23 protein-coding genes and 1 tRNA gene are annotated in these 25,647 nt (G+C 43.4%); 9 read left to right on the forward strand and 15 right to left on the reverse strand.

Going from position 1 to position 25,647, the window contains the following annotated elements:
• Positions 1–27: 27 nt before the first annotated feature.
• From LRM48_RS03600 to LRM48_RS03630, 7 genes are all read right to left on the reverse strand, one after another.
• Positions 28–948 carry a CorA family divalent cation transporter gene (locus LRM48_RS03600; RefSeq protein WP_243812189.1) on the reverse strand — a complete coding sequence of 307 codons (921 nt, stop codon included), beginning with the start codon at positions 946–948 and terminating at the stop codon, positions 28–30.
• 57 nt (positions 949–1,005) lie between these two features.
• Entirely contained in the window at positions 1,006–1,845 is an 840-nt protein-coding gene (locus LRM48_RS03605) for a magnesium transporter CorA family protein (RefSeq protein ID WP_243812188.1), read from the reverse strand.
• Positions 1,846–1,996: 151 nt separating this feature from the next.
• A complete protein-coding gene (gene arcC / locus LRM48_RS03610) occupies positions 1,997–2,947 on the reverse strand; it encodes a carbamate kinase (protein WP_146555132.1) in 951 nt (316 codons plus the stop codon).
• Between the two features lie 3 nt (positions 2,948–2,950).
• Positions 2,951–4,495: a YfcC family protein gene (locus tag LRM48_RS03615; RefSeq protein ID WP_243812187.1), complete on the reverse strand. Its 1,545-nt coding sequence runs from the start codon at positions 4,493–4,495 to the stop codon at positions 2,951–2,953.
• A 39-nt stretch (positions 4,496–4,534) separates the two neighbouring features.
• Positions 4,535–5,524, reverse strand: coding sequence for an ornithine carbamoyltransferase (argF, locus tag LRM48_RS03620; protein ID WP_129744224.1), 990 nt, complete (start codon positions 5,522–5,524; stop codon positions 4,535–4,537).
• Entirely contained in the window at positions 5,524–6,762 is a 1,239-nt protein-coding gene (arcA, locus tag LRM48_RS03625; RefSeq protein WP_129744223.1) for an arginine deiminase, read from the reverse strand. Before arcA ends, argF begins: the two co-directional genes overlap by 1 nt.
• Before the next feature lie 47 nt (positions 6,763–6,809).
• Entirely contained in the window at positions 6,810–7,442 is a 633-nt protein-coding gene (locus LRM48_RS03630; RefSeq protein WP_243812186.1) for a TylF/MycF/NovP-related O-methyltransferase, read from the reverse strand.
• A gap of 98 nt (positions 7,443–7,540) precedes the next feature.
• Here LRM48_RS03630 and LRM48_RS03635 point away from each other — a divergent pair, with 98 nt between their 5' ends.
• Positions 7,541–8,281 carry a hypothetical protein gene (locus LRM48_RS03635; RefSeq protein WP_243812185.1) on the forward strand — a complete coding sequence of 247 codons (741 nt, stop codon included), beginning with the start codon at positions 7,541–7,543 and terminating at the stop codon, positions 8,279–8,281.
• A 7-nt stretch (positions 8,282–8,288) separates the two neighbouring features.
• Here LRM48_RS03635 and LRM48_RS03640 read toward each other — a convergent pair whose 3' ends face one another.
• Complete coding sequence (locus tag LRM48_RS03640; RefSeq protein WP_243812184.1) at positions 8,289–10,283, reverse strand: ABC transporter ATP-binding protein; 1,995 nt, start codon at positions 10,281–10,283, stop codon at positions 8,289–8,291.
• The gene (locus LRM48_RS03645) at positions 10,283–12,043 is read right to left on the reverse strand and encodes an ABC transporter ATP-binding protein (protein WP_243812183.1); all 1,761 of its coding nucleotides are present in this window, start codon (positions 12,041–12,043) and stop codon (positions 10,283–10,285) included. The genes LRM48_RS03640 and LRM48_RS03645 overlap by 1 nt, the downstream gene beginning before the upstream one ends.
• Positions 12,044–12,162: 119 nt before the next feature.
• On the opposite strand from LRM48_RS03645, the gene LRM48_RS03650 reads away from it, so the two are divergent.
• A tRNA-Pro gene (locus LRM48_RS03650) sits at positions 12,163–12,239 on the forward strand.
• 65 nt (positions 12,240–12,304) lie between these two features.
• Positions 12,305–12,772, forward strand: coding sequence for an NUDIX domain-containing protein (locus LRM48_RS03655; protein ID WP_243812182.1), 468 nt, complete (start codon positions 12,305–12,307; stop codon positions 12,770–12,772).
• A gap of 14 nt (positions 12,773–12,786) precedes the next feature.
• Here LRM48_RS03655 and LRM48_RS03660 read toward each other — a convergent pair whose 3' ends face one another.
• Genes LRM48_RS03660 through LRM48_RS03670 form a run of 3 tightly spaced genes read right to left on the reverse strand, consistent with a single transcriptional unit; the run spans position 12,787 to position 14,988 of the window.
• A complete protein-coding gene (locus LRM48_RS03660; RefSeq protein ID WP_275973512.1) occupies positions 12,787–13,509 on the reverse strand; it encodes an amino acid ABC transporter ATP-binding protein in 723 nt (240 codons plus the stop codon).
• Complete coding sequence (locus tag LRM48_RS03665; protein WP_243812181.1) at positions 13,490–14,200, reverse strand: amino acid ABC transporter permease; 711 nt, start codon at positions 14,198–14,200, stop codon at positions 13,490–13,492. Before LRM48_RS03665 ends, LRM48_RS03660 begins: the two co-directional genes overlap by 20 nt.
• Complete coding sequence (locus LRM48_RS03670) at positions 14,197–14,988, reverse strand: basic amino acid ABC transporter substrate-binding protein (RefSeq protein ID WP_243812180.1); 792 nt, start codon at positions 14,986–14,988, stop codon at positions 14,197–14,199. Before LRM48_RS03670 ends, LRM48_RS03665 begins: the two co-directional genes overlap by 4 nt.
• A gap of 52 nt (positions 14,989–15,040) precedes the next feature.
• Here LRM48_RS03670 and LRM48_RS03675 point away from each other — a divergent pair, with 52 nt between their 5' ends.
• Positions 15,041–16,606 (forward strand): LTA synthase family protein, encoded by a 1,566-nt coding sequence (locus tag LRM48_RS03675; RefSeq protein WP_243812179.1) that lies wholly within the window; start codon positions 15,041–15,043, stop codon positions 16,604–16,606.
• On the opposite strand, the gene galE is transcribed toward LRM48_RS03675, so the two are convergent.
• The gene (gene galE / locus LRM48_RS03680) at positions 16,603–17,616 is read right to left on the reverse strand and encodes a UDP-glucose 4-epimerase GalE (RefSeq protein WP_243812178.1); all 1,014 of its coding nucleotides are present in this window, start codon (positions 17,614–17,616) and stop codon (positions 16,603–16,605) included. The genes LRM48_RS03675 and galE overlap by 4 nt on opposite strands.
• Positions 17,617–17,765: 149 nt before the next feature.
• Here galE and LRM48_RS03685 point away from each other — a divergent pair, with 149 nt between their 5' ends.
• The 4 genes from LRM48_RS03685 to LRM48_RS03700 all read left to right on the forward strand — a co-directional run bounded on the left by LRM48_RS03685 (position 17,766) and on the right by LRM48_RS03700 (position 22,118).
• Positions 17,766–19,913 (forward strand): ATP-dependent Clp protease ATP-binding subunit, encoded by a 2,148-nt coding sequence (locus tag LRM48_RS03685; RefSeq protein WP_275973511.1) that lies wholly within the window; start codon positions 17,766–17,768, stop codon positions 19,911–19,913.
• Between the two features lie 67 nt (positions 19,914–19,980).
• Positions 19,981–20,766: a class I SAM-dependent methyltransferase gene (locus LRM48_RS03690; protein WP_243812177.1), complete on the forward strand. Its 786-nt coding sequence runs from the start codon at positions 19,981–19,983 to the stop codon at positions 20,764–20,766.
• A gap of 36 nt (positions 20,767–20,802) precedes the next feature.
• Positions 20,803–21,405: a hypothetical protein gene (locus LRM48_RS03695; protein WP_129744212.1), complete on the forward strand. Its 603-nt coding sequence runs from the start codon at positions 20,803–20,805 to the stop codon at positions 21,403–21,405.
• Positions 21,402–22,118, forward strand: coding sequence for a DsbA family protein (locus tag LRM48_RS03700; RefSeq protein WP_129744211.1), 717 nt, complete (start codon positions 21,402–21,404; stop codon positions 22,116–22,118). The genes LRM48_RS03695 and LRM48_RS03700 overlap by 4 nt, the downstream gene beginning before the upstream one ends.
• Before the next feature lie 107 nt (positions 22,119–22,225).
• Here LRM48_RS03700 and LRM48_RS03705 read toward each other — a convergent pair whose 3' ends face one another.
• Positions 22,226–23,344: an ABC transporter permease gene (locus LRM48_RS03705; protein WP_129744210.1), complete on the reverse strand. Its 1,119-nt coding sequence runs from the start codon at positions 23,342–23,344 to the stop codon at positions 22,226–22,228.
• Between the two features lies 1 nt (position 23,345).
• Positions 23,346–24,107 (reverse strand): ABC transporter ATP-binding protein, encoded by a 762-nt coding sequence (locus LRM48_RS03710; protein WP_243812176.1) that lies wholly within the window; start codon positions 24,105–24,107, stop codon positions 23,346–23,348.
• A 94-nt stretch (positions 24,108–24,201) separates the two neighbouring features.
• Between LRM48_RS03710 and LRM48_RS03715 the strand changes: the two genes are divergently transcribed.
• Entirely contained in the window at positions 24,202–25,647 is a 1,446-nt protein-coding gene (locus tag LRM48_RS03715) for a polysaccharide deacetylase family protein (RefSeq protein ID WP_243812175.1), read from the forward strand.

Raw genomic sequence — 25,647 nt, forward strand, 5'->3', positions numbered from 1 at the left:
ACATTTTGAAAATGCTTATTATATATATTAGAATAAGCGGAGTCGCTTAGCAACAAACATAACAAGTAAAATCAACAACACCGTAAAACTGGTGATAACTGGGTACGCCCAAGGCTCACCCTGAAATGGCAACGCGATGTTCATTCCATACATTCCGTAAAAAACGTTTGGAATAGCCAGGAGAATTGTTATGGCGGTCAACGCCTTCATGCGTTGGTTTAGCGTATTATTAGCAACCGTCGAATAAGCGTTTTGGATACTGGAAATTGTGTGCGTGCTGGAACTGATCGCCACTAAAACTTGCCTGATATGTAGGTCAACATCCTCCAAAGCCTCCAGGTCCCTAGTCTTAAATAAATGGCGACGGTTTTCCATTAGTTGCGTAATAACGCGGGACATACCTTCCAAACTGCTTCGATATTCATTGAGCGTGTCTTCAATTGCGACAAATTTAATAAAATCCGAATTCTCAACTTCATGACGACTTAGTCGCCGGCGAGCATCGCTAATTTGCTCCGTTAACAAGTGTACGCGCTGTTCATATTGAGAAATAATATACGCCAAATTCGCAGCAAAAACTCCCGCCGGACGCTCGGTTGTACTAAATAAATAATCGCTAACCTCCAGAGGTGAAAATTTAACATGAGGCGATATTGTAATATAATGACCGCCGCTAATTGCAATCAAAAACGGTGCCGTTTTGCCAGAATCAGTTTGACCAAATGGTATGCGTGTAAAAATATATTCAACGCCATCGGAAAACTCCGCTCGAGGCAATTCGTGGATGTCCAGTACGTCACGGACAATATTAGCAGACAACGACAAAGCCTTTGAAACTCGAGTAACATCAAGACTTCCAGTCAAATTAATCCAACCGTTTTTATGCATTCGTTGAGCTTGCGTCAACTTTTCAGTCAACGATCTGCGTTCAAAATAGCCCACCATCATGAGAAAATTATAATATACATAAGCGATATTAGCAATCTGTCGAATTGCAATTAAACTTTAGCGGCGGCGCAGGAAATAATAGCCCACAACAAATGCCAGCACTACACTGATCGCGGTAATTCCCCAAAACATCAATGGATTATCGGCACCTGGAACCGGCACATTCATACCATACAAACCAGCGATCATCGTCGGAATAGTCAAAGCCACGGTAATTACGGTTAGCAGGCGAATTGTTTCATTAAGGCGCGTATCCATCACCGCCCTATAGCTGTCGCGCACATTAGTAATCGTCCTCAACAAACTTTTACAACGCGCAATCACCTGCTCCAAATCAATCGAAATATCCTCAACATCTTCCTTGTCATCGGCTTTCAGTCGCAACTTCTGAGTCGCCAAAAGTCTCTCAATTGCCCAGTTCATCGGAATTAACGCGTCAAGATAATCATTCAATTTGCGCTCATACTCCGCCAGGGTGGCAATGTCATTAACTCTCAGCGTATGAATACTGTCCGTAGCCGCTCGCATCTGGCGATTAATTGTTGCCACGCGCCGCTGATATTGCGTTGAAATTGCCTCAACCATCGCCACCAAAAGCTCAACTTGTCGATCCGTCCTAATTCGCACTTTATCAATAAACGGCTGCCACAATCGCCCCAAACTATCTCTGGACAACGTCACAATATGATCTTTATTGATGCAGAATAAAATCGGCGTGGTAAAATCGTTAAAATCGTCGTCAGTGTCTGGCAGTCGCGCAATCAAATAAGTCCACTCATCGTCAAACTCAATACGCGGCACCTCGTGCGGGTCAAGCGCGTCACTTATCAAATCCTCATCCAAGCCCAGCGTCAACAATTGCGAAACCTCTTCGTCGCTCGGCCTTTCGCAACGCACCCACGAACCAGACCGCAAATTTTCTTGCGGGCTAATTATTGAATCGCTATTTGTCGAACGAAGATATTACAACATAATTTCATATTATAAAATAAAACATACATAAACACAAGAAGCTCCTGCGCCATTCACAGGAACTTCTTGATTTTTATTACGATTTGACTATCGTGCCTGCCGAGCCGCTAATGGCTTCAGCAGTTTTATCTAGCGAAGTAATAATCGCTGTACGCCCCGACTTCCCGCCCAGGAACGACAAGGCAGCCTGAGTTTTTGGCAACATCGAACCTGCCGCAAATTGCCCATCGTCAATATGCTTTTGGAGTTCTTCTATTGAAACTTCCCCGAGAGATTGTTCATCTGGTTTGCCAAAATTAATTTTAGCAGCATCAACCGAAGTCAAAATTAGCAAAGTGTCAGCGTCCAAAAGATCTGCCAATTTTGCCGCGCCGAAGTCCTTATCAATGACCGCAGCGACGCCTTTTAATTGACCAGTTTCGTCTTGCAAAACAGGAATGCCGCCGCCGCCAGTTGAAACGACCGTCACGCCAGCATGAACCAGCGCCTTAATCACATCAGCCTCAACAATTGTCTGAGGTTTTGGCGACGGAACGACACGTCGCCAGCCGCGACCAGCGTCTTCTTTTACCGTGTAGCCGCGTTCGCTAGCGACGGTTTTTGCCTCGTCTTCCGAATAGAACGGACCAATTGGCTTGGTTGGATTTTGGAATGCTGGATCGCTTAAGCTAACAATCGTTTGGGTTATAACGCTAACAGCGCGATTGTTCATCTGATTAACCATAAAGGCGTCATGAAAAGCCTGTTGCAACCAAAAGCCAATCAATCCCTGGCTCATAGCGCCAGAATCTTCCAGCGGCAAACTTGGCACATCTGGCGTGTTAATCGCCTCTTCATGCAACACAATATTGCCAACCTGAGGACCATTGCCATGAACAATTGCTACGTTATGACCAGCCTGGATTAACGGTAAAAGTTGTCGAACGGTTTCATCGGCTACTCGTTGTTGTTGCTCAGACGCGGCTTCGCCCTGCCGTTGCAGGGCGTTACCACCGAGCGCTACTACAATAGTACGCTTCTTATCCATAGGCTACAGTGCTCCGAAAATTGCAATAACTGTGATGCTGATAATAGCAAATACCGCCATAATTGGAGCTGAGCGTTTTAGCCAGTCGCGATATGAAACACCAGCCAAAGCCAATCCACCCATCAATGACGCGATAGTTGGAGCCATCATGTTGATCAAGCCAGACGCTGTCGCAAATGCGGCAACCATAACTTCTTTACTTGAGCCAACCAAGTCAGCAATTGGCGCAATAACCGGCATAGTTGCTGCTGCCAAACCTGATGATGACGGAACGATAAATGACATTGGCAAGTAGAATAGATATGCCAACACACCGACAACACCGCCACCAGCATCTTTCAGGAGAGATTCACCCCAGCTGATGATTGTGTCCTGGATTTCGCCATTAGACATCACCACAGAAACGCCCGTTGCCACTGCGATAATCAAAGCAACCGGCAAGATGTCTTTCACACCGTCGATAAATGTATCAACTGGGAAAACACCCTCTTTCTTAAATTCTTTGTAGTAAATTGCAGTTATGACAATTGTTGAAATTAGGAATAGTGCAGTGATTTCATTGAAATACCAATCACCAAATGCCGCACTGTGGACTACACCAAGTACCGCGCCAATGACTGGCAAACCTGCAGCCCATTCAAACATATCAGCGAAGAATGTGATATTCCAACTTCCCCATGGAATCAAGGAAAGAATCATTAGCACAAACGTAATAGCAAACACGGACATAACGACTTTTCGTGGACCAGTGAATTTTGGTACGTTTGTCGTGTCGAGAGCAGCCGTAGCTGGCTTGTAGCGAACATCTTCTTTGTACTTGCCTGCCTTAACTTTTGCGGCATAACGCATAGTAAAGATAATCGCAGCAATCAAACAGAGCACTAAGATTATAGACATTATTGGAATAACGCTACCCAATTTCACATCTGCGGTTTTTGCCGCAACACCAGTAGAGAATGGGTTGATTGTCGAGCCGAGCACACCGGTACCAGCACCCAACACGATAACCATCACACCAGTCATTGCATTGTAGCCAGCAGCTATCATCATCGGTATGACGAGCGCATAGAACGCCACAGTTTCTTCTTGCATACCGTAAGTTGTACCACCGATAGCGAATAAAATCATCAGAATCGGGATGAGCCACTTTTCCTTGCCCTTCATTTTTCGGAGCAGTGCGCCAAGAGAAGCGTCAAGCGCACCAGTTTTCATAGTGACGCCTAAGAATCCGCCGAGCACCATCACGAAGACGATAACATCAAGCTTGTCTGACATACCTTTAATAGGTGCAGTAAAGACGTCCCACAAACCTTGCTGGTCGTGTTTTTTGACCTCTTCCTTTTTACCGTCTTTTTCTTCCGTGACGGTTCGATCTTTGTCGACTACGTGATACGAATTAGCTATACGATCGCCATCTTCGTTTGTCTTATATAGTCCAGAAGGAACAACCCACGTCAATGCCGCCATAACGATGATCACGACAAACAAAATAGTAAACGCCGACGGTGATCGAAGCTTCTGCTTTGCCTTTTTAATTTTTTCTACCATTGCCTCGGAGCCTCCTTAACCTCCTTATTACGACAACAACTACAATGTCAAAGCCATCACAGCCTTGATTGTATGCATACGATTTTCCGCTTGATCAAAAACTATCGAATGCGGCGAGCGGAACACCTCATCCGTCACTTCCATTGAATCTAAACCGAAATCTTCCTGAATCTTCTTTCCAGTAATCGTCAATGCGTCATGGAATGCTGGCAAACAGTGCATAAACTTGACCTCAGGATTTCCCGTCAGATTAATCATCTGGCGATTAACTTGGAAATGTCGCAATTGGTTAATGCGCTCAGCAAACTTATCTTCTTCACCCATTGAAACCCAGACATCCGTGTAAATTACATCAGCACCGCGCAAAGCTTCTTCGAAGTTGTCAGTGATGGTGATACGTGCGTGGCTTGACCTGGCAAAATGATTTGCCTTATCAACCAAAGCCTGATCTGGATGCAATTCACGAGGTGCTAAAATACGGAAATCAAGCCCCATAATAGCCGAGCCGATCATCAGCGAGTTCGCCATATTGTTACGACCATCACCAACAAATACCAACTTAGTTCCCTTCAGTTTTCCAACATGTTCTTCAATTGTCATGAAGTCTGCCAAAATCTGTGTTGGATGAAACTTATCGGTCAATCCATTCCATACCGGAACGCCAGCGTGACGCGCCAATTCCTCAACAGTCGCGTGATCAAAGCCACGGAACTCAATTCCATCAAACATTCGACCCAAGACCTTAGCGGTATCTTCAACCGTTTCTTTCTTACCCAATTGAATATCATCTTTACCAAGGTATTCTGGCGCAACTCCAAGATCGTTAGCCGCCACCGTAAATGCGCAACGTGTTCGCGTTGAAGTCTTTTCGAACAACAAAGCCACATTTTTACCCTCATGAATTCGGTGCGGAATGCCGGCATATTTCAATCGACGATATTCACGAGCCGTGTCCAATAGCAAGCGAATCTCTTCAGCGGTATAATCGCCTAAAGTCAGCAGCGATCGTCCTTTCAAACTCTGAGCCATTAGAATACATCCTCTCGTACTAGAGGCATACTCATACAGCGTGGACCGCCACGACCGCGTCCAAGCTCAGCGCCACTAATTTCAATAACTTCGATACCGTTTTCGCGCAATTTCTGGTTAGTTACGTAGTTGCGATCATAAGTCACCACAACACCCGGCGCAATCGCCAAAGTGTTTGAACCATCATTCCATTGCTCACGAGCAGCAGCAATTGGATCGCCACCGCCACACTCAATCAACGTAACACTTGGCAAGCCCAGCGCAACTCTCAAGACGTGTTCCAAATCTGTTTCGTGTGTAATTCGTGGGAATGGCTGACCTTCAACCTTCTCCAAAATGAAACAATTCATCCTGCCGCCATGGTCGCGAATTTCTGGGTGAATCGTAAACTTATCACGATCAATCATCGTAAACACGGTATCTAGGTGCATAAAGGCGTGAGATTTTGGAATCTCCATAGCAATGACTTTCTCGAATTTCGAGCCAGCAAACAGCTTGGTTGCCATCTTTTCAATTGCCTCAGCGGTTGTTCGCTCTGAGACGCCAATTGCCATAACCTTATCGCTTAATACTAATTCGTCGCCGCCTTCCATTGAGAATTTCTCTGTGCGGTTATACCAAACTGGCGCACGATTAGCAAAGCGTGGATGATGGTCGATGATGTAGCGCATAAATAGCGACTCACGACGACGAGCCGTCCAGTGCATCTTATTGATTGTCAAACCATTACCGATTGCGGCAGCTGGGTCGCGTGTAAAGTATAGGTTTGGCATTGGATCGAGATAGAACGGATAACGATTTTTCTCGATCATATTATGAAGTTGCTGATGCTGATCTGGAGGCAAAGTAATTTCATCCTTGCGAACACCAGCCATAATCTTGCGGATCATAGCGTGAGTTGGCAAATCCAACAAGAATTGACGCAATGTTTGAGTAACACGGCGTGAATCCTGCTTAGAAGCAGCCAACATTTCATCGACAAATTGTTCGCGCAATTGATCTGTGTTGATTGCCTCGGCGACCAATTGATCCAGATACAGAACTTCGATTCCACGACTTCTCAATACTTCCGCAAAAGCATCGTGTTCAGCCTGCGCTACTTTCAGATATGGAATATCGTCAAATAAAAGATCGGTCAGATAATCTGGCGTCAAATTCTCCAGCTCTTCACCTGGCCGATGCAATAGAACGGTCTTAAGTTTTCCTATTTCAGACGTGATGTGAATTGGTTCGTCCATCACAACCCTCCCCTGTTTATATTAGTGATATTTTAATTGTAACACGTTTATGTTTTTGGGCAAGAGGAGATAATTGCCAGACTAGCTTCAGTCCTGGCCACGAATTGTCGATTAACTTTCAGCCATTCATCAGTAGCTTTTGCGGCACCCGGCAGAGCTTCATTTGCGTAATCATCGACAATAATTATCACGTCTTTATTAAACTTACTTTCACAAACCCGGAAAGAATCGACAATTGACTCATAAAAATCGCCATCAAAAAACGCAAACATAATATTTTCCGGCACGTCATCAGAAGTAAAATCAGAGAACCAGCCTTTGTGAATAATCGGCGACTTCAACACCGCTTTCTTAAAATTCTGGACAAATGTCTTACGCGGCGCTAATAACTCGCCAGCCTTAAATTGATCACCCGCGGCGCTATTATCCTTCTGGGTTTTTTCTGGCAATCCCGCAAACGAATCGTAAACGTGAAACTCGCCCGTAAAATTATAAGCGTCCAATAATCGGCGAATAAACAAACTAGTTGTGCCAACATAACAGCCAAACTCCACAATATTTCCAGTGGCGCCACGGCGTAAAGTTTTTTCCAACTCTCTTAAAAGCGCACCAAGTTCTTTTATATCGACTTGGTCAGAAATGATCGGATATTTAGTGAGGAGTTGGTCTGCGATATTCATGACTTAATTATAAATAGTTCGCCAAATATCGACAAATTTATCAACGACACAACCCTATATATTTACTGTCTTATGAAGTAAACTATCAATTAGCACCTATGAATAATCACGACATTATCAAAACATTTTTACCTAAACAACTGGACATAAGACAGCTAAATTCGCTTCAGTCCACCTTGCGAAAATCAAACATAATCGTATACGGCGAAATTCACGGCATAAAAGAAAATGCCAATATCGTCTATACCTTGGTTAAAAAACTTGACATACAACGATTAGCTATTGAAGCCAGCCCCGCCGCGTCCAACTTCATCAATTCAGTAAAGACCGGCTCTTGCGATTTTTCCTTAGTTGATGAAGACCTTTTTGACTTAAGCGTTCTATCTCTTGAGATGATAAAAACGATAGCAATTCTTCTGCGGCAAAATCAACTTAAAGAGCTCGTTTTTATTGATACATTTTTTGACAATTTAGATGAGGATGCCATCATACCACCAAGCCCGCAAGAACGAGAAGAGCAGCTAGCTAAAAATATCCTCGGAATTGACGGCTCTCTACCAACATTATGTATTATGGGACAATGGCACACGCAACCTAAAGTCATTAAAAATGGCGAAACACGGCATGAATCAGCGTTATATCGCTTGAGAAAAATAAAACCAAATGTACCGTTTATTCACAATGTCTACAGACAAGGACAATTATTTAATGATGGAAAAATAATTGAACTTCCAAAAAACTTATCAGCTCCGCCTTATTATGAAATTGTCCGGAAAACTGATATTGATTTTGAGCTACACATACCAAAAGCTACAAAAATATCACTATATAAAAATTAGCAGTCAATCACTCAGAAAACTGACTATTGTAAAGCTCAGCGTAAAATCCATTTTGCTTCAACAGAGTTTCGTGATTGTCCTGCTCGATGATATTCCCGTCCTTAACCACCAAAATCAAATCGGCGTCGCGAATGGTACTCAAGCGATGCGCGATAACAAAACTAGTTTTTCCCTGCATCAACTTCTCCATTGCTTTTTGAATAAGGACTTCGGTGCGCGTATCAACCGAGCTTGTTGCTTCGTCCAAAATCAACATCGGCGCTTTTTCTAGCATCGCCCTGGCAATTGTCAGCAGCTGCTTTTCTCCCTGAGAAATATTGGCAGCCTCCTCGCCCAAGACCATATCATAGCCACCCGGCAGCGACCGCACAAAATGATCAACGTGCGCTTCTTCGGCGGTTTTTATCATTTCTTCCTCGGTAGCTTTTGGATTGCCATACATCAAATTCTGACGAATCGTGCCATTAAACAGCCACGTATCCTGCAGCACCATGCCAAACATTTGACGCACATCGCTACGTTTCATTTTACGAATATCCACGCCGTCAATTTTAATCGAACCACTATTGATCTCATAAAATCGCATTAGCAAGTTAACCAGCGTCGTTTTTCCAGCGCCAGTCGGACCAACAATCGCTACGCGCTGACCTGGCTTAATGTGCGCCGACAAACCTTTGATGATAGTCTGATCTGGCTTATATCCAAAGACGACATTGTCGAATTCAACTTCGCCTTTTATGTCGGACAATTTTACCAAGTTATTCGATTCAACCGCTTCTTCTGGCTCGTCCAAAAACTCGAATACTCTCTCGGCGGCAGCAGCTGTCGATTGCAAAATATTAGCGATATTAGCAACCTGAACTAACGGCTGATTGAACTGGTCGACGTATTGAATAAACGCCTGAATGTCTCCGATTTTTAGCCGACCATTAATTGCCAGCCAACCACCCAAAATTGTCATAGCAACGTAGCCAATGTTGCTGATAAAATTCATAATCGGATGAATCAAGCCGGAAAAGAATTGAGCCTTCCAAGCACTATCCTGAAGCCGATTATTGATCTTAGAAAACTTAGCAATCGATTTTTTCTGGCCATTAAAGACGCGCATCACTTGATGTCCGCCATACATTTCTTCAATGTGTCCATTAAGTTCGCCAAGTTGCGTTTGTTGGCGTAAAAATTGTTTTTGCGAACTCTTTGCAATTAGCGTAATCACACCACCCGCCAGCGGAAGCACCAGCAGCGCAACTAGCGACATTTGCCAGCTAATCGAAAACATCATCACCAAAATTCCCAGCACCGTAACCGTTGAAGTTACAATTTGCGACAAACTCTGATTTAGCGTTTGGCTGATCGTATCGACGTCATTAGTTATGCGACTAAGAACTTCGCCGTAAGTTTGCTTATCGAAATAACTCAGCGGCAAACGATTTATTTTTTCGGACAATTGTTGTCGCATTCTGAAAGTTACGGTTTGTGTCACCTGAGTCATTATCCACGTTTGAATATAGCGAAAAATTGCGCTCAACACATACATTCCGACTAACAAAATAATTATTCGCCAAATAGCGTCAAAATGAAATTCTGGACGGTGACTAAGATCTAACTTTTTGATCGATTCGAGTTGACTGGATGGAATCTGTTTTTCAATCTCCGACTTATTTGGTAATAGGCTCAAAACGTCCGCGCCAATAGTTCCCGCCGGCAAAGAAACACCTTTTGGCAATTTGCTAGTAATCGCCTCGTAGGCTTTCATATTGGCATAATCATCAACAATTTGATTCGTCGCGCCGCCTAAAATCTTCGGGCTGGCAATCGCAAAAATTGTGCTCCCAATTGCAAAAACCAACACCATCAACATTTGCCATCGAAAATCCGACAAATATTTGATCAGCTTCTTGACCGTTCCCTTGAAATCTTTAGCCTTTTCGCCAGTGCCCATTCCGCCCATCGGGCCGCCCATTCGCACTTGCTGACGTTTTTTCGTGGTTTGTCTAGACATTACAACACTCCTTTCGCAGCAATAGACATTTTCTGTAAATCGTCTTCCGAGAGTTGCGAAGCGGCAATTTCTTGATAAACTTCACAATCTTTCATCAATTCCTGATGCGTTCCCTGACCAACAATTTTTCCCTCATTAAGCACAATAATTTTATCGGCATTCATAATCGTATTAATTCGCTGACCGACAATTAACACAGTTTTATTCTTAGTTTCCTTTGCAAGCGCAGCCCGCAACTTCGCGTCCGTCTTAAAATCAAGCGCCGAAAACGAATCGTCAAAAATGTAAACATTCGGCTCAACCGCAATAGCCCTCGCGATCGACAAACGCTGGCGCTGACCGCCAGAAACATTGCTACCGCCCTGAGCGATTTCACTTTTATAGCCATTTTTTAATTCGCTAATAAATTCTTCCGCTTGGGCAATTTTGGCCGCTTTTTCAACCAACTTATCACTAGCCTCAGTATTGCCGTATTTGATATTACTAGCAACCGTACCACTAAACAGCACGCCTTTTTGTGGCACGTAACCAATTTGGCCAGACAAATCTTCCAATTTTAGATTTCTAATATCCACGCCATCAAGCAAAATCTGCCCCGCCGAAACATCATAGAAACGAGGAATCAAATTTATCAGCGTCGATTTTCCCGAGCCAGTACTACCAATAAACGCCGTTGTCTGACCAGGTTCAGCTACAAAATTAATATCCGAAAGCACCGGCAAATCTGCGTCAGGATAAGTAAACGTAACGTTCTTAAACTCAATTTTTCCCTTGGCATCTTTTGGTAATTTTTTCGGCGACTTCGGGTCAGTAATCGACGGCAAAGTGTCTAAAACCTCCCCAACTCGACGTACCGATACGGCAGCTCGCGGGACCATAATAAACACCATTGACAGCAGCAAAAACGAGATTATAACCTGCATCGCGTATTCCAAAAACGCCATCATATTACCAATTTGCAAATTGCCACCACTTATCAAATGCGCGCCAAACCACACAATTGCCACACTCGAAAAGTTCATCACTAAAGTCATAATCGGATCAAGCAACATCATCAAACGGTTCACAAATAAATTCATCTTATTCAATTCCGTGTTAGCTTCTTGGAATTTTTTCTGCTCAATCTTTTCGTTATGAAACGCACGAATAACTTTTAGCCCGACCAAATTTTCCCGCGCCACCAAATTAAGTTTATCCACCAGCGCCTGTAATTTCTTAAACCTAGGTACGGCAATCGTAAATAATGTAGCGATAACTACGAGTAAAATAAACACCGCCAAAGCGATGATCCAGCTTAAATCGGGCGCATTATTCATGGCTTTTTGCAGACCGCCAATTGCCATAATCGGTGCCATTAACGCCAGTCTCAGCAGCATTATCGACGTTGTTTGAATCTGCTGAATATCATTCGTTGAGCGCGTAATCAGCGACGCCGTAGAAAACTTGTTAAAATCCGCCAAAGAAAAACTTTCTATTCGTTCAAACAATTTCAATCGCAATTTTTGCGCCATTCCCGTAGCAATTCGCGCCGCCAAAAAACCCACGACAATTGAACAAAACCCACCAGCCGCCGTCACCAAAATCATCATCAAGCCATTATTCCAAATCGCCGACATATCTTGTTTAATAATGCCGTTATTGACAATTTCCGACATTTTATCCGGCAGCCACAAATTCGCCATCACAACGCCATACGTGAATCCAATCAAGATGATAAACAGCAACCAATAGCCTCTAAAAATTCGCAAAATATGTTTCATTTATAGTCCTTTATGTTCTAAGTCCATCTTATATTATATCATTTTAGAACTAGTCGATTCCATTTTAATAATTACAATTGGACAAAAATATCTGTTAGTTTTATACTGTTTTTTAGCGTCGGGGTGTGGCGCAGCTCGGTAGCGCGCACCGTTCGGGACGGTGAGGTCGCTGGTTCAAATCCAGTCACCCCGACCATGAAATTATTGAGCGTACGTTCGGGCTAATTGAACCTCTGGCTATTAGTAATCAAAGGAGGTTTTATGCGACGAAGAGTAAACGTACGCGGAATTATTATCAATGAAAACGGCGAAATTTTCTGCCAAAAATTAACCGCAAACACCGGCAAAGGTCGTGATTTTTGGTGTACGCCGGGCGGCGGTTTGGAAATGGGCGAAAGCTTGCTGGACGGCTTGCGTCGAGAAATGATCGAAGAAACGGGTGTTGAGCCAGAAATCAGCAAGTTGTTATTTATCCAGCAATTCGCCGAATCAGGCGAACAATCAGCACATGGCCCGAATGAGCAATTGGAATTTTTCTTCCTCATCACCAACTGGCAAGATTATCAAAACATTGACTTAGAGAAAACTTCTCACGGCGTCAAGGAAGTGGCGGAATGCGGCTTCGTCGATCCGAAAACGACGCGAATTTTACCGAGTTATCTGACAGAGGTTGACCCGGACCAGCTAGTTAACAAATTGACAGAAGTTCCAGTTCTAAGCGAACTATAACTGGGCCGCTTAGACTATTTGGCGAAGAATTTTTTGGCACGTTCAGTTTTCGGGTGATCCATTACCTGGGCTGGCGTGCCATTTTCGATAATTTCTCCCTTATCCAGAAAAATCATCCTAGTCCCGACTTCGCGAGCAAATTTCATTTCATGCGTAACAATTACCATCGTCATTCCCTTTTTGGCAACTTTTCTAATCACATCCAAAACTTCGCCAATCATCTCTGGATCTAGCGCTGAAGTCGGTTCGTCAAAAAGCATGATTTTCGGCTCCATCGCTAACGCCCGCGCAATTGCTACTCGCTGTTTTTGACCGCCAGACAAACTATTCGGCGAAGCGTCCGCTTTATCCAATAATCCAACATCGTCCAACAAACTTCGCGCCAATTTTGTCGCTTTTTGATCTGAAAATTTACGTAGCTTTTTCGGAGCTAATTTAATATTTTCAATCACACTCAAATTCGGGAACAGATTAAATTGCTGAAAAACCATGCCAATATTCTGACGCAAAGCGTTTAGATTTACGTGTGGATCGGTAATTTTCACTCCATCAACAATAATCTCGCCCGAAGTCGGTTCCTCCAGCAAGTTCAGACAACGCAAGAGTGTCGATTTGCCAGAACCAGACGAGCCAACCACCACGACAATCTCGCCCTCTTCAATTTCCACGTCAATATCGCGAAGAACTCGATTCGTGCCGAACGTTTTTTTCAAGTTTTTAACGCTGATCATCGTCATGCTTCAATTTCCTTTCTACTCGCCCCATTACTCGCGTAAAAATCGCCGTCAAAATTAAGTACATCGCCGCAGCGGCAAATAGCGATTGAAAAGCTGTCGCCGTTTGAAAACGAATATTATCCGCGCCTCGCATAATATCATTCAGACCAATCCAACCAACAACCGAAGTTTCCTTTAACAGCGCGATAAATTCACTAATCAACGCCGGCAACGAATTTCTCATTGCTTGCGGCAAAATAACCAGCCGCATTGCCTGCCAATTACTCAGACCCAAAGACCTAGCCGCTTCCATTTGCCCCTTATCAATACTCTGAATTCCGCCACGAATAATCTCAGCAATGTACGCGCCGCTATTTATCCCAAACGCCACCGCCGCCACAAAAATCTTCGGCATAAATTGATATGACCCAAAAACGACGTAATACATAATCAGCAGCTGGACCAAAAGTGGCGTGCCGCGAATAATATCGACATAAATTTTTCCCAAACTAGCCAGCGGATTAAAGTTCGCGAGTCTACTTGTTTTCATCCTGCCAAATGGTCGTAAATTCGACGTGCGCATCAGGGCGACAAGTACGCCAATTGCCGATCCTAAAATAAGCGACAACACGGTCAAAACCAGCGTCACCTCTAATCCATGCCATAAAAATAGCCATCGACCGCCGCCAAAAATCACTTCCCAAAAATTCACGATTTAGCCTCCTCACCAAAATATTTGCGGATCAGCTTTTCATAGCGACCATCTTTTTTCATATTGGCAATTTCTTTATTAACCTTTTCCAAGAGATCTTTATTGTCCTTTTTAATAGCAATCGCATAACTTTCATCACTGAGCGCGCCCGGTAAGATTTCTAGGTCAGAAAATCCAGCCGAATACTGCTTTGCGGGAGCGTCGTCCAGAATAACTGCTTCAATTTTTCCCGAACTTAATTCCTGCAAAACACTCGGCGCGGTTTGGAATTGTGTGACTGATGCGCCAGTAATCTTAGACGCCAAAGTGTCACCCGTGGTACCCAGCTGTACGCCAATTTTTCGCCCTGGCAATTGATATTTATTACGAATCGGACTGCCCTTTTTAACAATTATTCTCTGTGAAGCCGAATAATACGGATCTGAAAACAACGCATTTTTCTCCCGCTCAGGCGTCACTGTCATTCCAGCTGCCACCATATCAATCTGCCCACTATCCAACGCCGGAAGTAGTCCGTCAAATGACATATCTTCGACCTTCAAATCTTTGCCCAAGCTTTTAGCAATTTCCCTCGCCAAATCAACATCAAACCCAACCACTTGATTATTATCAATATATTCAAACGGCTTAAATCCAGCATTCGTGCCCATCACCAAAACATCAGTTTTTGAGCCAATTACACCATCTCGATGTAAAATATCGCCCAACATCAAACAAATCATCCCCGCAAATAAAACCAGCCCAATCCACCAACTAATTCCGAATGTGCGCGTCTTATTCTTGCTCATGCTTTTATTATACCCCTTCATCCGCAAAAAACGTAAGTGATATAATAGAATGGTGAGAAAAATTAAATTTACCAAACGTTTCTGGATTAAATCAATATCAATCATTTTGCTTTTTTTGGCGGCATTTTGTTTGATTGCGGCACGCTATAAATATATCGTCTTTAAAAATTCGCAAATCGACGAGATAATTTTTTATTTTGTTAACGGATTAGCTGGTGGCAAATCTGACAATTTATGGTCGGCCGTCCTGCAAAATCTTCCACTGGTTTTCCTATTATTCGGCGCCTTATTAATCCCAATGTTCGACAAATCGATCTCTTTTATCAATCGCATGATCGCCTTTTGCTTGAAAAAAATCAAATCATCACGAAAACTCACTTTGCCGTTTTTGAGATTACGAAATCAAGCAATTTACTCGCTGAGTATGTTTTTAATTGCGATCGTCCTTCTGATTCAAAATTTCGGCATCCCTAACTATATTTATGCCCTGACCCAATCGACCAAATTATACGAAGAAAATTATGTCAATCCAAAAACTGCCAAGTTAACATTTCCAGAGAAAAAGCGTAATTTGATATACATTTATATGGAGTCAATGGAAAACACTTTGGCGTCAAAGGCTAATGGCGGCAGCTCCGAAACCTCCATCATTCCAGAGCTGGAAGAATTGGCGTTAAAAAATACCTCATTCTCAAACAAAGCATCCGGTGTCGGCGGCGCCTTGCCTGCAACAAACACTGGCTGGACTGTAGCGGGAATGGCTGCGCAATCTGCCGGCGTACCACTGAAAGAAAACTTGGTTGGTGGGCGCGACCATAACGCCCTGGGCGAGTTTAAAAAGTTCTTGCCAGGCGCTTATAGTCTTGGTGAGATTTTAGAAAAACAAGGTTATAATCAAACGTTCATTATGGGCTCTGAAGCAAGTTTTGGCGGACGTGATAAATTATTAACTCAGCACGGCAACTTCAATATCGAAGATTACAATTACGCCAAAAAACACGGAAAAATATCCGAAGATTACAAAGTTTGGTGGGGTTATGAAGATAAAAAATTATTCCAATTTGCCCGCGAAGAAGCCTCGCGCTTGGCGGCGTCAGACAAGCCGTTTAACTTGCAACTATTGACCGCCGACACGCATTTTACCGATGGATATTTGGATGAAACTTGCGCCAAAACATTCAGTAATCAATACGACAATGTTCACGCTTGCTCCTCAAAACAAGTTGCCGCATTCGTCAATTGGGTTAAGTCTCAGCCATTTTATGAAAACACCACTATTGTCATTTCTGGAGACCATTTAGGAATGCAGACTTCATACTACGACGAAAAAATTGGCGGAACTAATTATCAGCGAACCATTTATAACACGTTCATAAATCCAGCCATTTCGACTAGTCACTCAAAGAATCGTCAATTCACGACATTCGATATGTATCCGTCAACTTTGGCGGCGCTGGGAGTTAAAATTGACGGCGACCGATTAGGTCTGGGCACAAATTTATTTTCTGGAAAGAAAACCCTAGTCGAGCAATACGGCGGAATTGAAAACTTAAATTCAGAACTTTCCAAACGTTCCGCTTATTACGAGAATAAGATTTTCACCAAATCTGGCAATTAGCCATTGTAACCATTTGGATTATTGCTCTGCCAATTCCAAGCGTCACGGCAAGCATCTTCAATTGTCAGTTCTGCTCGCCAACCTAATTCTTTTTCCGCCAATCCTGGGTCAGCATAGCACGTCGCAATGTCACCTGCTCGGCGTGGCGTAACTTGATATGGAATATCGCGACCAGACGCTTTCTCAAACGCCTTCACTAATTCCAAAACCGAAGTACCACGACCAGTGCCGATATTATAGACTTTATATTCGTTCGGTCGACCTAAATTCTCCAGAGCTGCCACGTGAGCCTTTGCCAAATCAACCACGTGAATATAATCGCGCACACCAGTTCCATCTGGAGTGTCATAATCGTCACCAAAAACGCTCAAATGGTCTCGCTTGCCGACAGCAACTTGCGACACAAACGGCAGAAGATTATTTGGAATTCCGGAAGGATCTTCCCCGATGCGGCCACTCGGATGCGCGCCAACTGGATTAAAATAGCGAAGAGACGTAAATTGCCAATCTTGATTCGTTGCAGAAATATCGCGGAGCATTTGCTCAATCATCAACTTTGTTTGGCCATATGGATTTGTGGCAGACAACGGCATATCTTCGATAATTGGTAATCGAGCTGGGTCGCCGTAAACTGTTGCCGAGCTAGAAAACACCAATTTCTTCACGTCAAATTCTTGCATCACATCAAGCAAAACCAACGTGCTTTCGAGGTTGTTTTTATAGTAAAGAAGTGCCTTTTCAACCGATTCACCAACAGCCTTCAACCCAGCAAAATGAATTACAGCATCAATTTTCTCAGACTTAAACAATTCTGATAGTCGCCGATGATCGCATAGATCAAATTCATGAAGCGGTATTGATTGACCAGTGATTTCTTCAACTCGCCTCAGACTCTCGACGGATGAATTTGATAAGTTATCGACCACCACTACGTTATGATTTGACGATAATAGTTCGATGATAGTGTGGCTGCCGATATATCCAGCGCCACCAGTGACAAGAATATTCATACACTTAACATATCACAAAATGACTATTTATTTTATTAGCACTCTTGCACTGAGAGTGCTAATTTGTTATGATAACTACATCAAGTTTTACCATTCTGTCTTTTGTCGGGGCGCAACAAATTAGGACTAAAAACCAAAAGGAGGATTTTATGCCACCAAACATGAATCAAGAAGAAACAACTAAACCACTCGAAAAATTCGGTACAGACATAACGGCGCTAGCACGCGAGGGTAAACTCGATCCAGTGATCGGTCGAGATGAAGAAATTCGACGCACTATGCAGATTTTGAGTCGCCGCACTAAAAATAATCCCGTTCTCATTGGTGAGCCAGGAGTCGGTAAAACCGCAATTGTTGAGGCGTTGGCGCAGCGAATTGTCAAAGGCAACGTTCCCGCTTCACTGAAGGATAAGCGACTAATTTCCCTGGAAATTTCCAGTCTTCTGGCGGGCGCTAGTTTCCGTGGACAATTTGAAGATCGATTGAAAGCCGTTCTGAAAGAAGTAGAAGACGCAGCTGGTGAGATTATTCTTTTTGTCGATGAAATTCACACCATGGTTGGCGCTGGAAAAAGCGAAGGCAGCATGGACGCGGGCAATATGTTAAAGCCAGCGCTGGCTCGCGGAAAATTGCATATGATTGGCGCGACGACGCTCGCTGAATATCGTCAATATGTCGAAAAAGATGCCGCCTTAGAACGAAGATTCCAGCCAGTTTACGTTGGCGAACCAAGCTTTGACGACACTGTTGCCATTTTGCGCGGATTGAAGGAAAAATACGAAATTCATCACGGAGTAAAAATCGCTGATGACGCGATCGTGGCAGCCGCCAGATTATCTACCAGGTATTTGCCTGACAGATTCTTGCCAGACAAAGCAGTCGACCTGCTTGACGAAGCGACTAGCTCGCTCAAAATGCAATTAGAAAGCGTGCCAATTGCACTGGATCGTTTGAACAATAGACGCTTGCAATTGGAAATCGAGGAAGCGGCGCTGAAAAAGGACAAATCCGATCACGCCAATATTCGCAAAGATGAAATCAAGGAGCAAATTGCCGAAATTAAAGCCAAAGCTGAAGCGATTGATAAAAAATGGCAACACGAAAAAGACATTTTACAAACCGTCAATACGGCCAATGAGAAAATGGACAATCTACGTTCGCAATTGGAGATTGCTGAACGCGACGCAGACTTAGCCACCGCCAGCCGCATTAAGTATGGCGACTTACCGGAGCTGGAGAAAAAATTAGCAAGCGCCCGCGAAGAATTGGCGGCAATTCCAACTCACGACCGATTGCTCCGCGAAGAAGTTACGCCCGATGATATCGCTGGCGTGGTGGCGCGCTGGACCGGAATTCCGGTGGAGCGATTGATGGAAAGCGAATCTAGTAAATTGACCAAATTGGAAGAATCGATCAGTCGCCAAGTCATCGGACAAGATCGCGCCGTGGCAGCCGTAGCAAGCGCCATTCGTAGGTCACGCGCTGGACTCGGCGACGTTAATCGACCGATTGGCTCATTCCTATTCCTCGGACCTACTGGCGTGGGAAAAACAGAAGTCGCACGCAGTTTATGTCGTGAATTATTCGACGACGAGCACGCCATGATTCGAATTGACATGAGCGAATATATGGAACGCCACGCCGTAGCCAGATTGATCGGTTCGCCTCCAGGATATGTCGGTTACGATCAAGGCGGTCAATTGACAGAAGCCGTTAGACGACGTCCGTATAGCGTGGTTTTGTTTGACGAAATCGAAAAAGCACACCCCGATGTGTTTAACGTACTATTGCAAGTTTTGGATGACGGTCGATTGACAGATGGACAAGGACGAACGATTGACTTTAGCAACACCATCATCATCATGACCAGCAACGTCGGATCGCAAATGATTATGGATTACACGGGCGACAACATTAGCTCTCTCGACAATCAAATTTTAGAAACGCTTCGTGGTCATTTCCGTCCAGAATTCTTAAACCGAATCGACGACATTGTGATTTTTGATCGCATTCATCCCGAATCGATGCGTGCGATTGTTGACGTGCAATTAGAAAAAGTTGTTCGCCAAGTTAAAGATAGTCGCGACATAACGCTGAATTTTGACAATAGCGTTCGTGATATGTTGGCGCGAGACGGCTACGACCCGAGTTTCGGCGCTCGACCACTTAAACGTTTGATTCAAAAACGCGTACTTGATCCTTTGGCACTCGAACTGATCGACGGGCGAATTCACGACGGAGATACAGTAAAAGTTGCTACCGTGGATGATCGAATTACCTTTACGAATATCGTATAATAGATGCATGGACCAAATTTGCAGCGAGCACTTGGAAAATCATACCAACAAAACCTATCAAGAGCGGATGAACCAGACAGCGCCATCCAAATTCGGAGCTATCGCAAAACATCTTGGTGAAAACGTTAAACTGCTCGATTTCGGTTCTGGTTTCTCGCCAGAATTCATCAAACAAGTGGCGCAAACAGGAACTCACTACGTAGCCTATGATGTTTCACAAATTGTTCAATCTCAACTTCAAGAAAATAACATTAATTTTGTTACTAAAGAACAACTTGAAAACATCGAAGACGAATTCGACATTATCTACATGTCGAGTGTATTTCACGAGTTGATGAGCTATCTATCCCGACCCGAGCGCACTAAAACGTTCGCAATGCTAGATAGAGCACTCAAGCCCGACGGCACCATTATCATCCGTGATTGGGGTCCCGGTGAGACGCCAAACCTAGTCACGTCTATCGAAGTAGCATCTGAGGATGTTAGCGATGAAGTTTGCACATGGATCGAAGCGCTTGTTAAAAATTCAGTGATTAGCATGCTTACTATAGTTTGCGATGACAATGATAATCCTATCACTCCGTACACCTACAAGGCAAATAACCAAACTATTTACGAAATCATGTTTCACGCGGTTTGGGGGCTAGATTCACTTGAACGCGAATCAAAAGAATCGTACGTTATCGTAGATCACCTTATTCACAAATGGATTTGCGCGCCACACGGTTACAAAATAACACAGTCGCAGAATGAATTCGATGAAACCTATTTGCCACATTTACAAAAATACTTCAAAATCGATAGTATTCCATGGCCAACAAAGGTCATTTACGAGCTAAAAAAGAGATCGTAATAACACACCGGCAAACTTTATAGCACAACTACCATAATGAGTTACAACGATAAGCACCACAAACTAACCATCAAATCAGCGCTTCTAGGAATCGGCAGAATGCTTGGTTTGCCGAAATATTTTCTAATAACAATTGTCGCGACCGTCGCCTTTGCTATGGTGATTTATTTCGCAATCAACGCCAATTTTTATGGGCCACTGATGATGTCGCGTCTGTCGATCCTCGATAAAATCGCGATGCTCGGCTCAATGATTATAGACGTTTTCAAACAAAGTTTCACTTCACCAAATGGCGCGCTGCTTATGATGGTGTCGATTCTTCAAGGTGTATCAATCGCCGCTGTAATTTTTACATCAAAGAATAATCGCGACAATGAAAAAACTGTATCTCGACAAGTCGGATTAAGCGGAATTGCATCAATTGCCGCAACAATTGGGCTCGGCTGCGTTCCCTGCGGAACGTCACTAATCTTGCCAATTGTAACCCTATTTTTCTCGGGAGCTGCCGCCGCTACCGCCGCAAATATCGCCAGCACAATAGTCCTTTTGTTAGCTTTACTGCTCAGTTTATTCTCGCTATATAAATCAGGTCAAATTATTTTTATGTACACAGAATTATCTAAACAGGAGAAAATATGAATCGACAAAAATCATCAGGCATAGCACTTATTTGGGTTCTTTCGGGAATTGTAATCGTGGGAATTGTAGCTTTGTTTATTTACGGAATTGTCAATCGCCCGCCGAATCGTCACATTGGTGATAATAAACCATGGAATGAAAAAATGTCACAAGGATCCGCTGACGCGAAAAACGTATTCATTGATTATACTGACTATTTTTGTTCATTTTGCGCCGAAGTTGAAGCCGCAACCAACGCCGATTTTTTCAAAAATGAGTACGTTAAATCAGGTAAGGTTCGCTATGAGCATCGCGTGGTAACACTATTAAAAGAGATGACCAACAATACCGAAACCGGCGCTCATGCTGCGTTTTGTGCTGCTGATCAAGATAAATATTGGCAGTACACCCACGATATCGTCCCGCGCATTAAAAGCGATTACTTTGATAAAGGAATCGGCGTAAAAAACGTTGCTGTGCCGAAAAAAATCCCTGCTCTTCCACTGGAATATTTCCTGACTTCCGCCAAAAATGTCGGCATGAATGAATCGCAATTTTCCGATTGTATGACTAAAAAACCACACCAAAAAGAAATTGATGACAATACCCAAAAAGCTCTTTCTCTTGGCGTGAATGGATTGCCATATATGGTTATTAACGACTATCAAACCAGCGGATTCGTCGGCGGCGAAAACGGATTAAGAAGCATTCTTAAAGCCGGCGGCGTCGAATAATTATTTGATTTGTCGCGCGGAATTAAGCAACTCCCGTGATAAAAATATCAAGCACCCGCTTACGATAAGCGTAATGTTTTTCTATTTGTTTCACTATCCTTGAATAGTTATTCCCACCTAAATAATTTAATAGCCACGAGGTAAATTGCAAAAGTCCAAGCTGCGATAATTCCAAATTGCGGCAAGACTTCCATAAAACTTGCGTGCTCGGTCATAATTAGCCGAAAACCATCCGTAACTGGCGTTATAGGGACAAATTGAGCAACGCTTCGTAGCCATTCCGGGAATAAATAAAGCGGGATAAACGTGCCGGATAAAAACATCATTGGGAAAGAAATTAGATTACTTAATGCGGAAGATTGGTCTTCATTTTTCGACCAGCCAGCAATCAATAGCCCTATTCCCACCATCATGAATGCCGATAATACAGATATAACCACAAATAACGCCCAATCGCCTCGCATATTAAAGTGAAATATCAAGGCGCCAGCGACAACCATCATGATCAAGCTAAGCAGGGAAATAATCGTATAGTGAATTGCTGTAGAGATAATCAACTGACCAGAAGTAAACGGCGCTGCACGTAAGCGACGATACGAGCCACGCTTCTTTTCAGCCGGCATTTGATTAGCTAAGCCAAAAATACCCATACTTATTAAGCTGAAAGTTAATAGTCCTGTAAATATGTAATCAAACGATTTCAATTGCTCATCACCAACCGCCTTACCAACAGCTTTAAGCGGAGCTTCAGGTTGACCCATCTGACTATTGATGTTATTGGTAATTTGGTTCATCACCGCCACTAGCGTATTACCTGCCTGCTCAGAACCTTTGGCGTAAAGAACATTCATAGTGCCTGTTGGAATAGGATGATTGTCGTTATTTTTTATCGCGCCAAAATCACTCGGAAGCTCAATAATACCGTTAAGCTCCGACCGCTTCATTTTTTCGCGCGCGTCATTCATATCTTTAACATCTTTAATTTTGAGAATCGAATCCTTCGAATTTTCTTTGGCATTTTTAACGAAACTTTTAGCAAATTCCGTCTGCGAATTGTTGACAATTGCAATATTAAAACTGGTCGAATCATTACTAAAAACCGACCCGAACACTAATAGAAAAATCAGCGGAAAAAGGAAGGTGAAAAATAGCGCCATTTTATCTCGAACGAAACGCTTTTGCTGAGCGCGAACTTGCCCGAATATTCCAATCCAATATTTTTTCATGTTAATCCCGAATTGCCTTTCCTGTTAAATCAATAAACACGTCCTCTAAGTTGGCCTGCTCGACAACTTGTTCCTTCTTAAAACCGCGCGCCAATAATTGCTGGATGAGATTATGCGGCGTATCAATTGTGATAATCTTACCGCTATCCATAATTGCCAGACGGTCACACAATAATTCCGCTTCGTCCATATAATGCGTCGTCAAAAGAATCGTAATTCCCTCGTCGCGAATTTCCTTAATCAAATCCCACAAATTTCTACGCGCCTGCGGATCAAGCCCCGTGGTCGGCTCGTCCAGAAACAACACTTTCGGATTATTCACCAATGTTGAAGCAATCGCAAAACGCTGTTTTTGACCGCCAGAAAGTTGCTCGACGTAATTCTTAGCCTTTTCCGTCAATTGAACCTTAGCAAGCAGTGCCTCAGTATCAACCGTCCGACCATATAAACTACCAAACATTTTCAATTGTTCACGCAAAGTCAGTTTGTCATAAAAAGCCGTCGACTGAAGCTGAATGCCAATTATATTCTTAATGTCCTTAGGCTTCTTAGCGACATCTATGCCGTCAATTGTAGCCGTACCGCCGTCAATTGGCCTGAGCGCTTCCAACATTTCCAACGTTGTTGTTTTACCCGCGCCGTTAGGACCAAGAATCCCAAATATCTCGCCCTTTTTAACCTCAAACGACACGTCGTCGACCACGTTATTTCCATCATAAGTTTTAACGAGTTTATCGACTTTTATAATTGGCTCAAGTTCCACTCCGTAAATTCCTCTCTGTTGTAATTATAGTAAAACCGGTCTTCACTTATCATCAATAATAACAAAACCAAAATACTAGTGCTATACTTATAGTATGCGCATTCAGAGAAAAAAAGCAAAACCAAAATCGAAAAAACTATTTATTATCATACCGTTTTTGATATTGCTATTTTCAGCAGGGCTATTTGGGATATATTTTCTCAATCAGTCACACTCGCGACAAACGACTGCGCCATCTGACGAAAAGTATTATTTTGCCGATTCGAAATATTCTGGCATTCGCTCAAAGTTCGTCACCAGAGATAACAAACGGGAAAAAGTTTCAATTGAATATCCGATCACGGAAAATGAAAAAATTAATCGCTTAATTAGCGAGTCGATTGATAAAATTGATCGCGATTTTCAAAATACGGTTTTACTGGCAACAGTTTTTGATAAGCCAATGACCGAAACAATTGGCTATCAAGTCACGCACAACACTTCAGAGGCGCTGTCAATTGTCGTCAATATTAAGCAGGATATGAACGGCGCACATCCAGCATCAATGACGCAATTTTGGACTTTTGACAAAAAATCTGGCGAAGTTGTCGGCTTGGCTGATTTTACAGAACAGTCTGATGAAGCTGCCGAAGCAATCATATCCGCTGCCAAAAATAGCATTTCTCAGACCATCAAACAACGCCAGCAGCCAGAAATTGACCTGAACGAAATCATAAATAAAGAAGCTTTGTCTAATTTCATCATCACCAATAATGGCAATGCGTTGGCTTGGCCACTCGGTCAGGCGTCGCTACTGCCATCATCTTACGGCGAATTGACAATTACCGTGCCAATTTCCTCCGTCTCTAAATATCTGCAAAACCCAACGGCTCGGAAACTAGCCAATATTCCCGAGCCACCCGAGCCAAAGCCAGAACCAGCACCAGCACCCGCTGCGCCAACACCCACCGTCGCAAATAAAACAATTGCCTTAACTTTTGACGATGGACCTGGACCATACACTGAAAAATTATTAGATATATTAGATAAGTACGACGCCAAGGCGACATTTTTCCTAATCGGCAGCAAAGTTTCAGCACGCGCCAACACATTACGCCGTATGCAGTCGCGCGGACATCAATTAGGCAATCACTCTTGGTCGCACCCAGAGTTGAATAAGGTCTCGGCGGAGCAGCTCGCTAATGAAATTGACCAGACAAATAACGCCATAAACCAAGCCGTCGGCACCAAACCCAATATCATACGTCCACCGTACGGCGCGTTTAATCGGGCAGTTTTGGAGCAGTTCCGTCAGCGCGGAATGTCGGCAATTGTTTGGTCTGTCGATACGCGCGACTGGGCTGATCGTAATAGCGAAATTGTCTGTTCAAGGGCTGTCGCTGGCGCTCGCAACGGAGCTGTGATTTTAATGCACGATATTCATCCGACATCCGTGAATGCTGTTCCTTGCATTCTTGACTCACTCAAACAACAAGGCTATTCATTCGTAACGGTACAAAATTTAATCGGCGATATGACACCGGGCGCCGTTTATCCATAA

This window comes from Candidatus Nanosynbacter sp. TM7-008 (assembly GCF_022828245.2).
Taxonomy (GTDB): Bacteria; Patescibacteriota; Saccharimonadia; order Saccharimonadales; family Saccharimonadaceae; genus Nanosynbacter.

Bases quoted from the DNA above. Each gene is read 5' to 3' on its own strand.
- LRM48_RS03695 (WP_129744212.1), top strand. From the start codon at position 20,803: ATGAGTTACAACGATAAGCACCACAAACTAACCATCAAATCAGCGCTT.
- LRM48_RS03715 (WP_243812175.1), top strand. From the start codon at position 24,202: ATGCGCATTCAGAGAAAAAAAGCAAAACCAAAATCGAAAAAACTATTT.
- arcA (WP_129744223.1), bottom strand. From the start codon at position 6,762: ATGGACGAACCAATTCACATCACGTCTGAAATAGGAAAACTTAAGACC.
- LRM48_RS03705 (WP_129744210.1), bottom strand. From the start codon at position 23,344: ATGAAAAAATATTGGATTGGAATATTCGGGCAAGTTCGCGCTCAGCAA.
- arcC (WP_146555132.1), bottom strand. From the start codon at position 2,947: ATGGATAAGAAGCGTACTATTGTAGTAGCGCTCGGTGGTAACGCCCTG.
- LRM48_RS03630 (WP_243812186.1), bottom strand. From the start codon at position 7,442: ATGAATATCGCAGACCAACTCCTCACTAAATATCCGATCATTTCTGAC.
- LRM48_RS03670 (WP_243812180.1), bottom strand. From the start codon at position 14,988: ATGAGCAAGAATAAGACGCGCACATTCGGAATTAGTTGGTGGATTGGG.
- LRM48_RS03685 (WP_275973511.1), top strand. From the start codon at position 17,766: ATGCCACCAAACATGAATCAAGAAGAAACAACTAAACCACTCGAAAAA.
- LRM48_RS03615 (WP_243812187.1), bottom strand. From the start codon at position 4,495: ATGGTAGAAAAAATTAAAAAGGCAAAGCAGAAGCTTCGATCACCGTCG.
- galE (WP_243812178.1), bottom strand. From the start codon at position 17,616: ATGAATATTCTTGTCACTGGTGGCGCTGGATATATCGGCAGCCACACT.
- LRM48_RS03645 (WP_243812183.1), bottom strand. From the start codon at position 12,043: ATGAAACATATTTTGCGAATTTTTAGAGGCTATTGGTTGCTGTTTATC.
- LRM48_RS03690 (WP_243812177.1), top strand. From the start codon at position 19,981: ATGAACCAGACAGCGCCATCCAAATTCGGAGCTATCGCAAAACATCTT.
- LRM48_RS03655 (WP_243812182.1), top strand. From the start codon at position 12,305: ATGCGACGAAGAGTAAACGTACGCGGAATTATTATCAATGAAAACGGC.
- LRM48_RS03700 (WP_129744211.1), top strand. From the start codon at position 21,402: ATGAATCGACAAAAATCATCAGGCATAGCACTTATTTGGGTTCTTTCG.
- argF (WP_129744224.1), bottom strand. From the start codon at position 5,524: ATGGCTCAGAGTTTGAAAGGACGATCGCTGCTGACTTTAGGCGATTAT.
- LRM48_RS03660 (WP_275973512.1), bottom strand. From the start codon at position 13,509: ATGACGATGATCAGCGTTAAAAACTTGAAAAAAACGTTCGGCACGAAT.
- LRM48_RS03600 (WP_243812189.1), bottom strand. From the start codon at position 948: ATGATGGTGGGCTATTTTGAACGCAGATCGTTGACTGAAAAGTTGACG.
- LRM48_RS03640 (WP_243812184.1), bottom strand. From the start codon at position 10,283: ATGTCTAGACAAACCACGAAAAAACGTCAGCAAGTGCGAATGGGCGGC.
- LRM48_RS03635 (WP_243812185.1), top strand. From the start codon at position 7,541: ATGAATAATCACGACATTATCAAAACATTTTTACCTAAACAACTGGAC.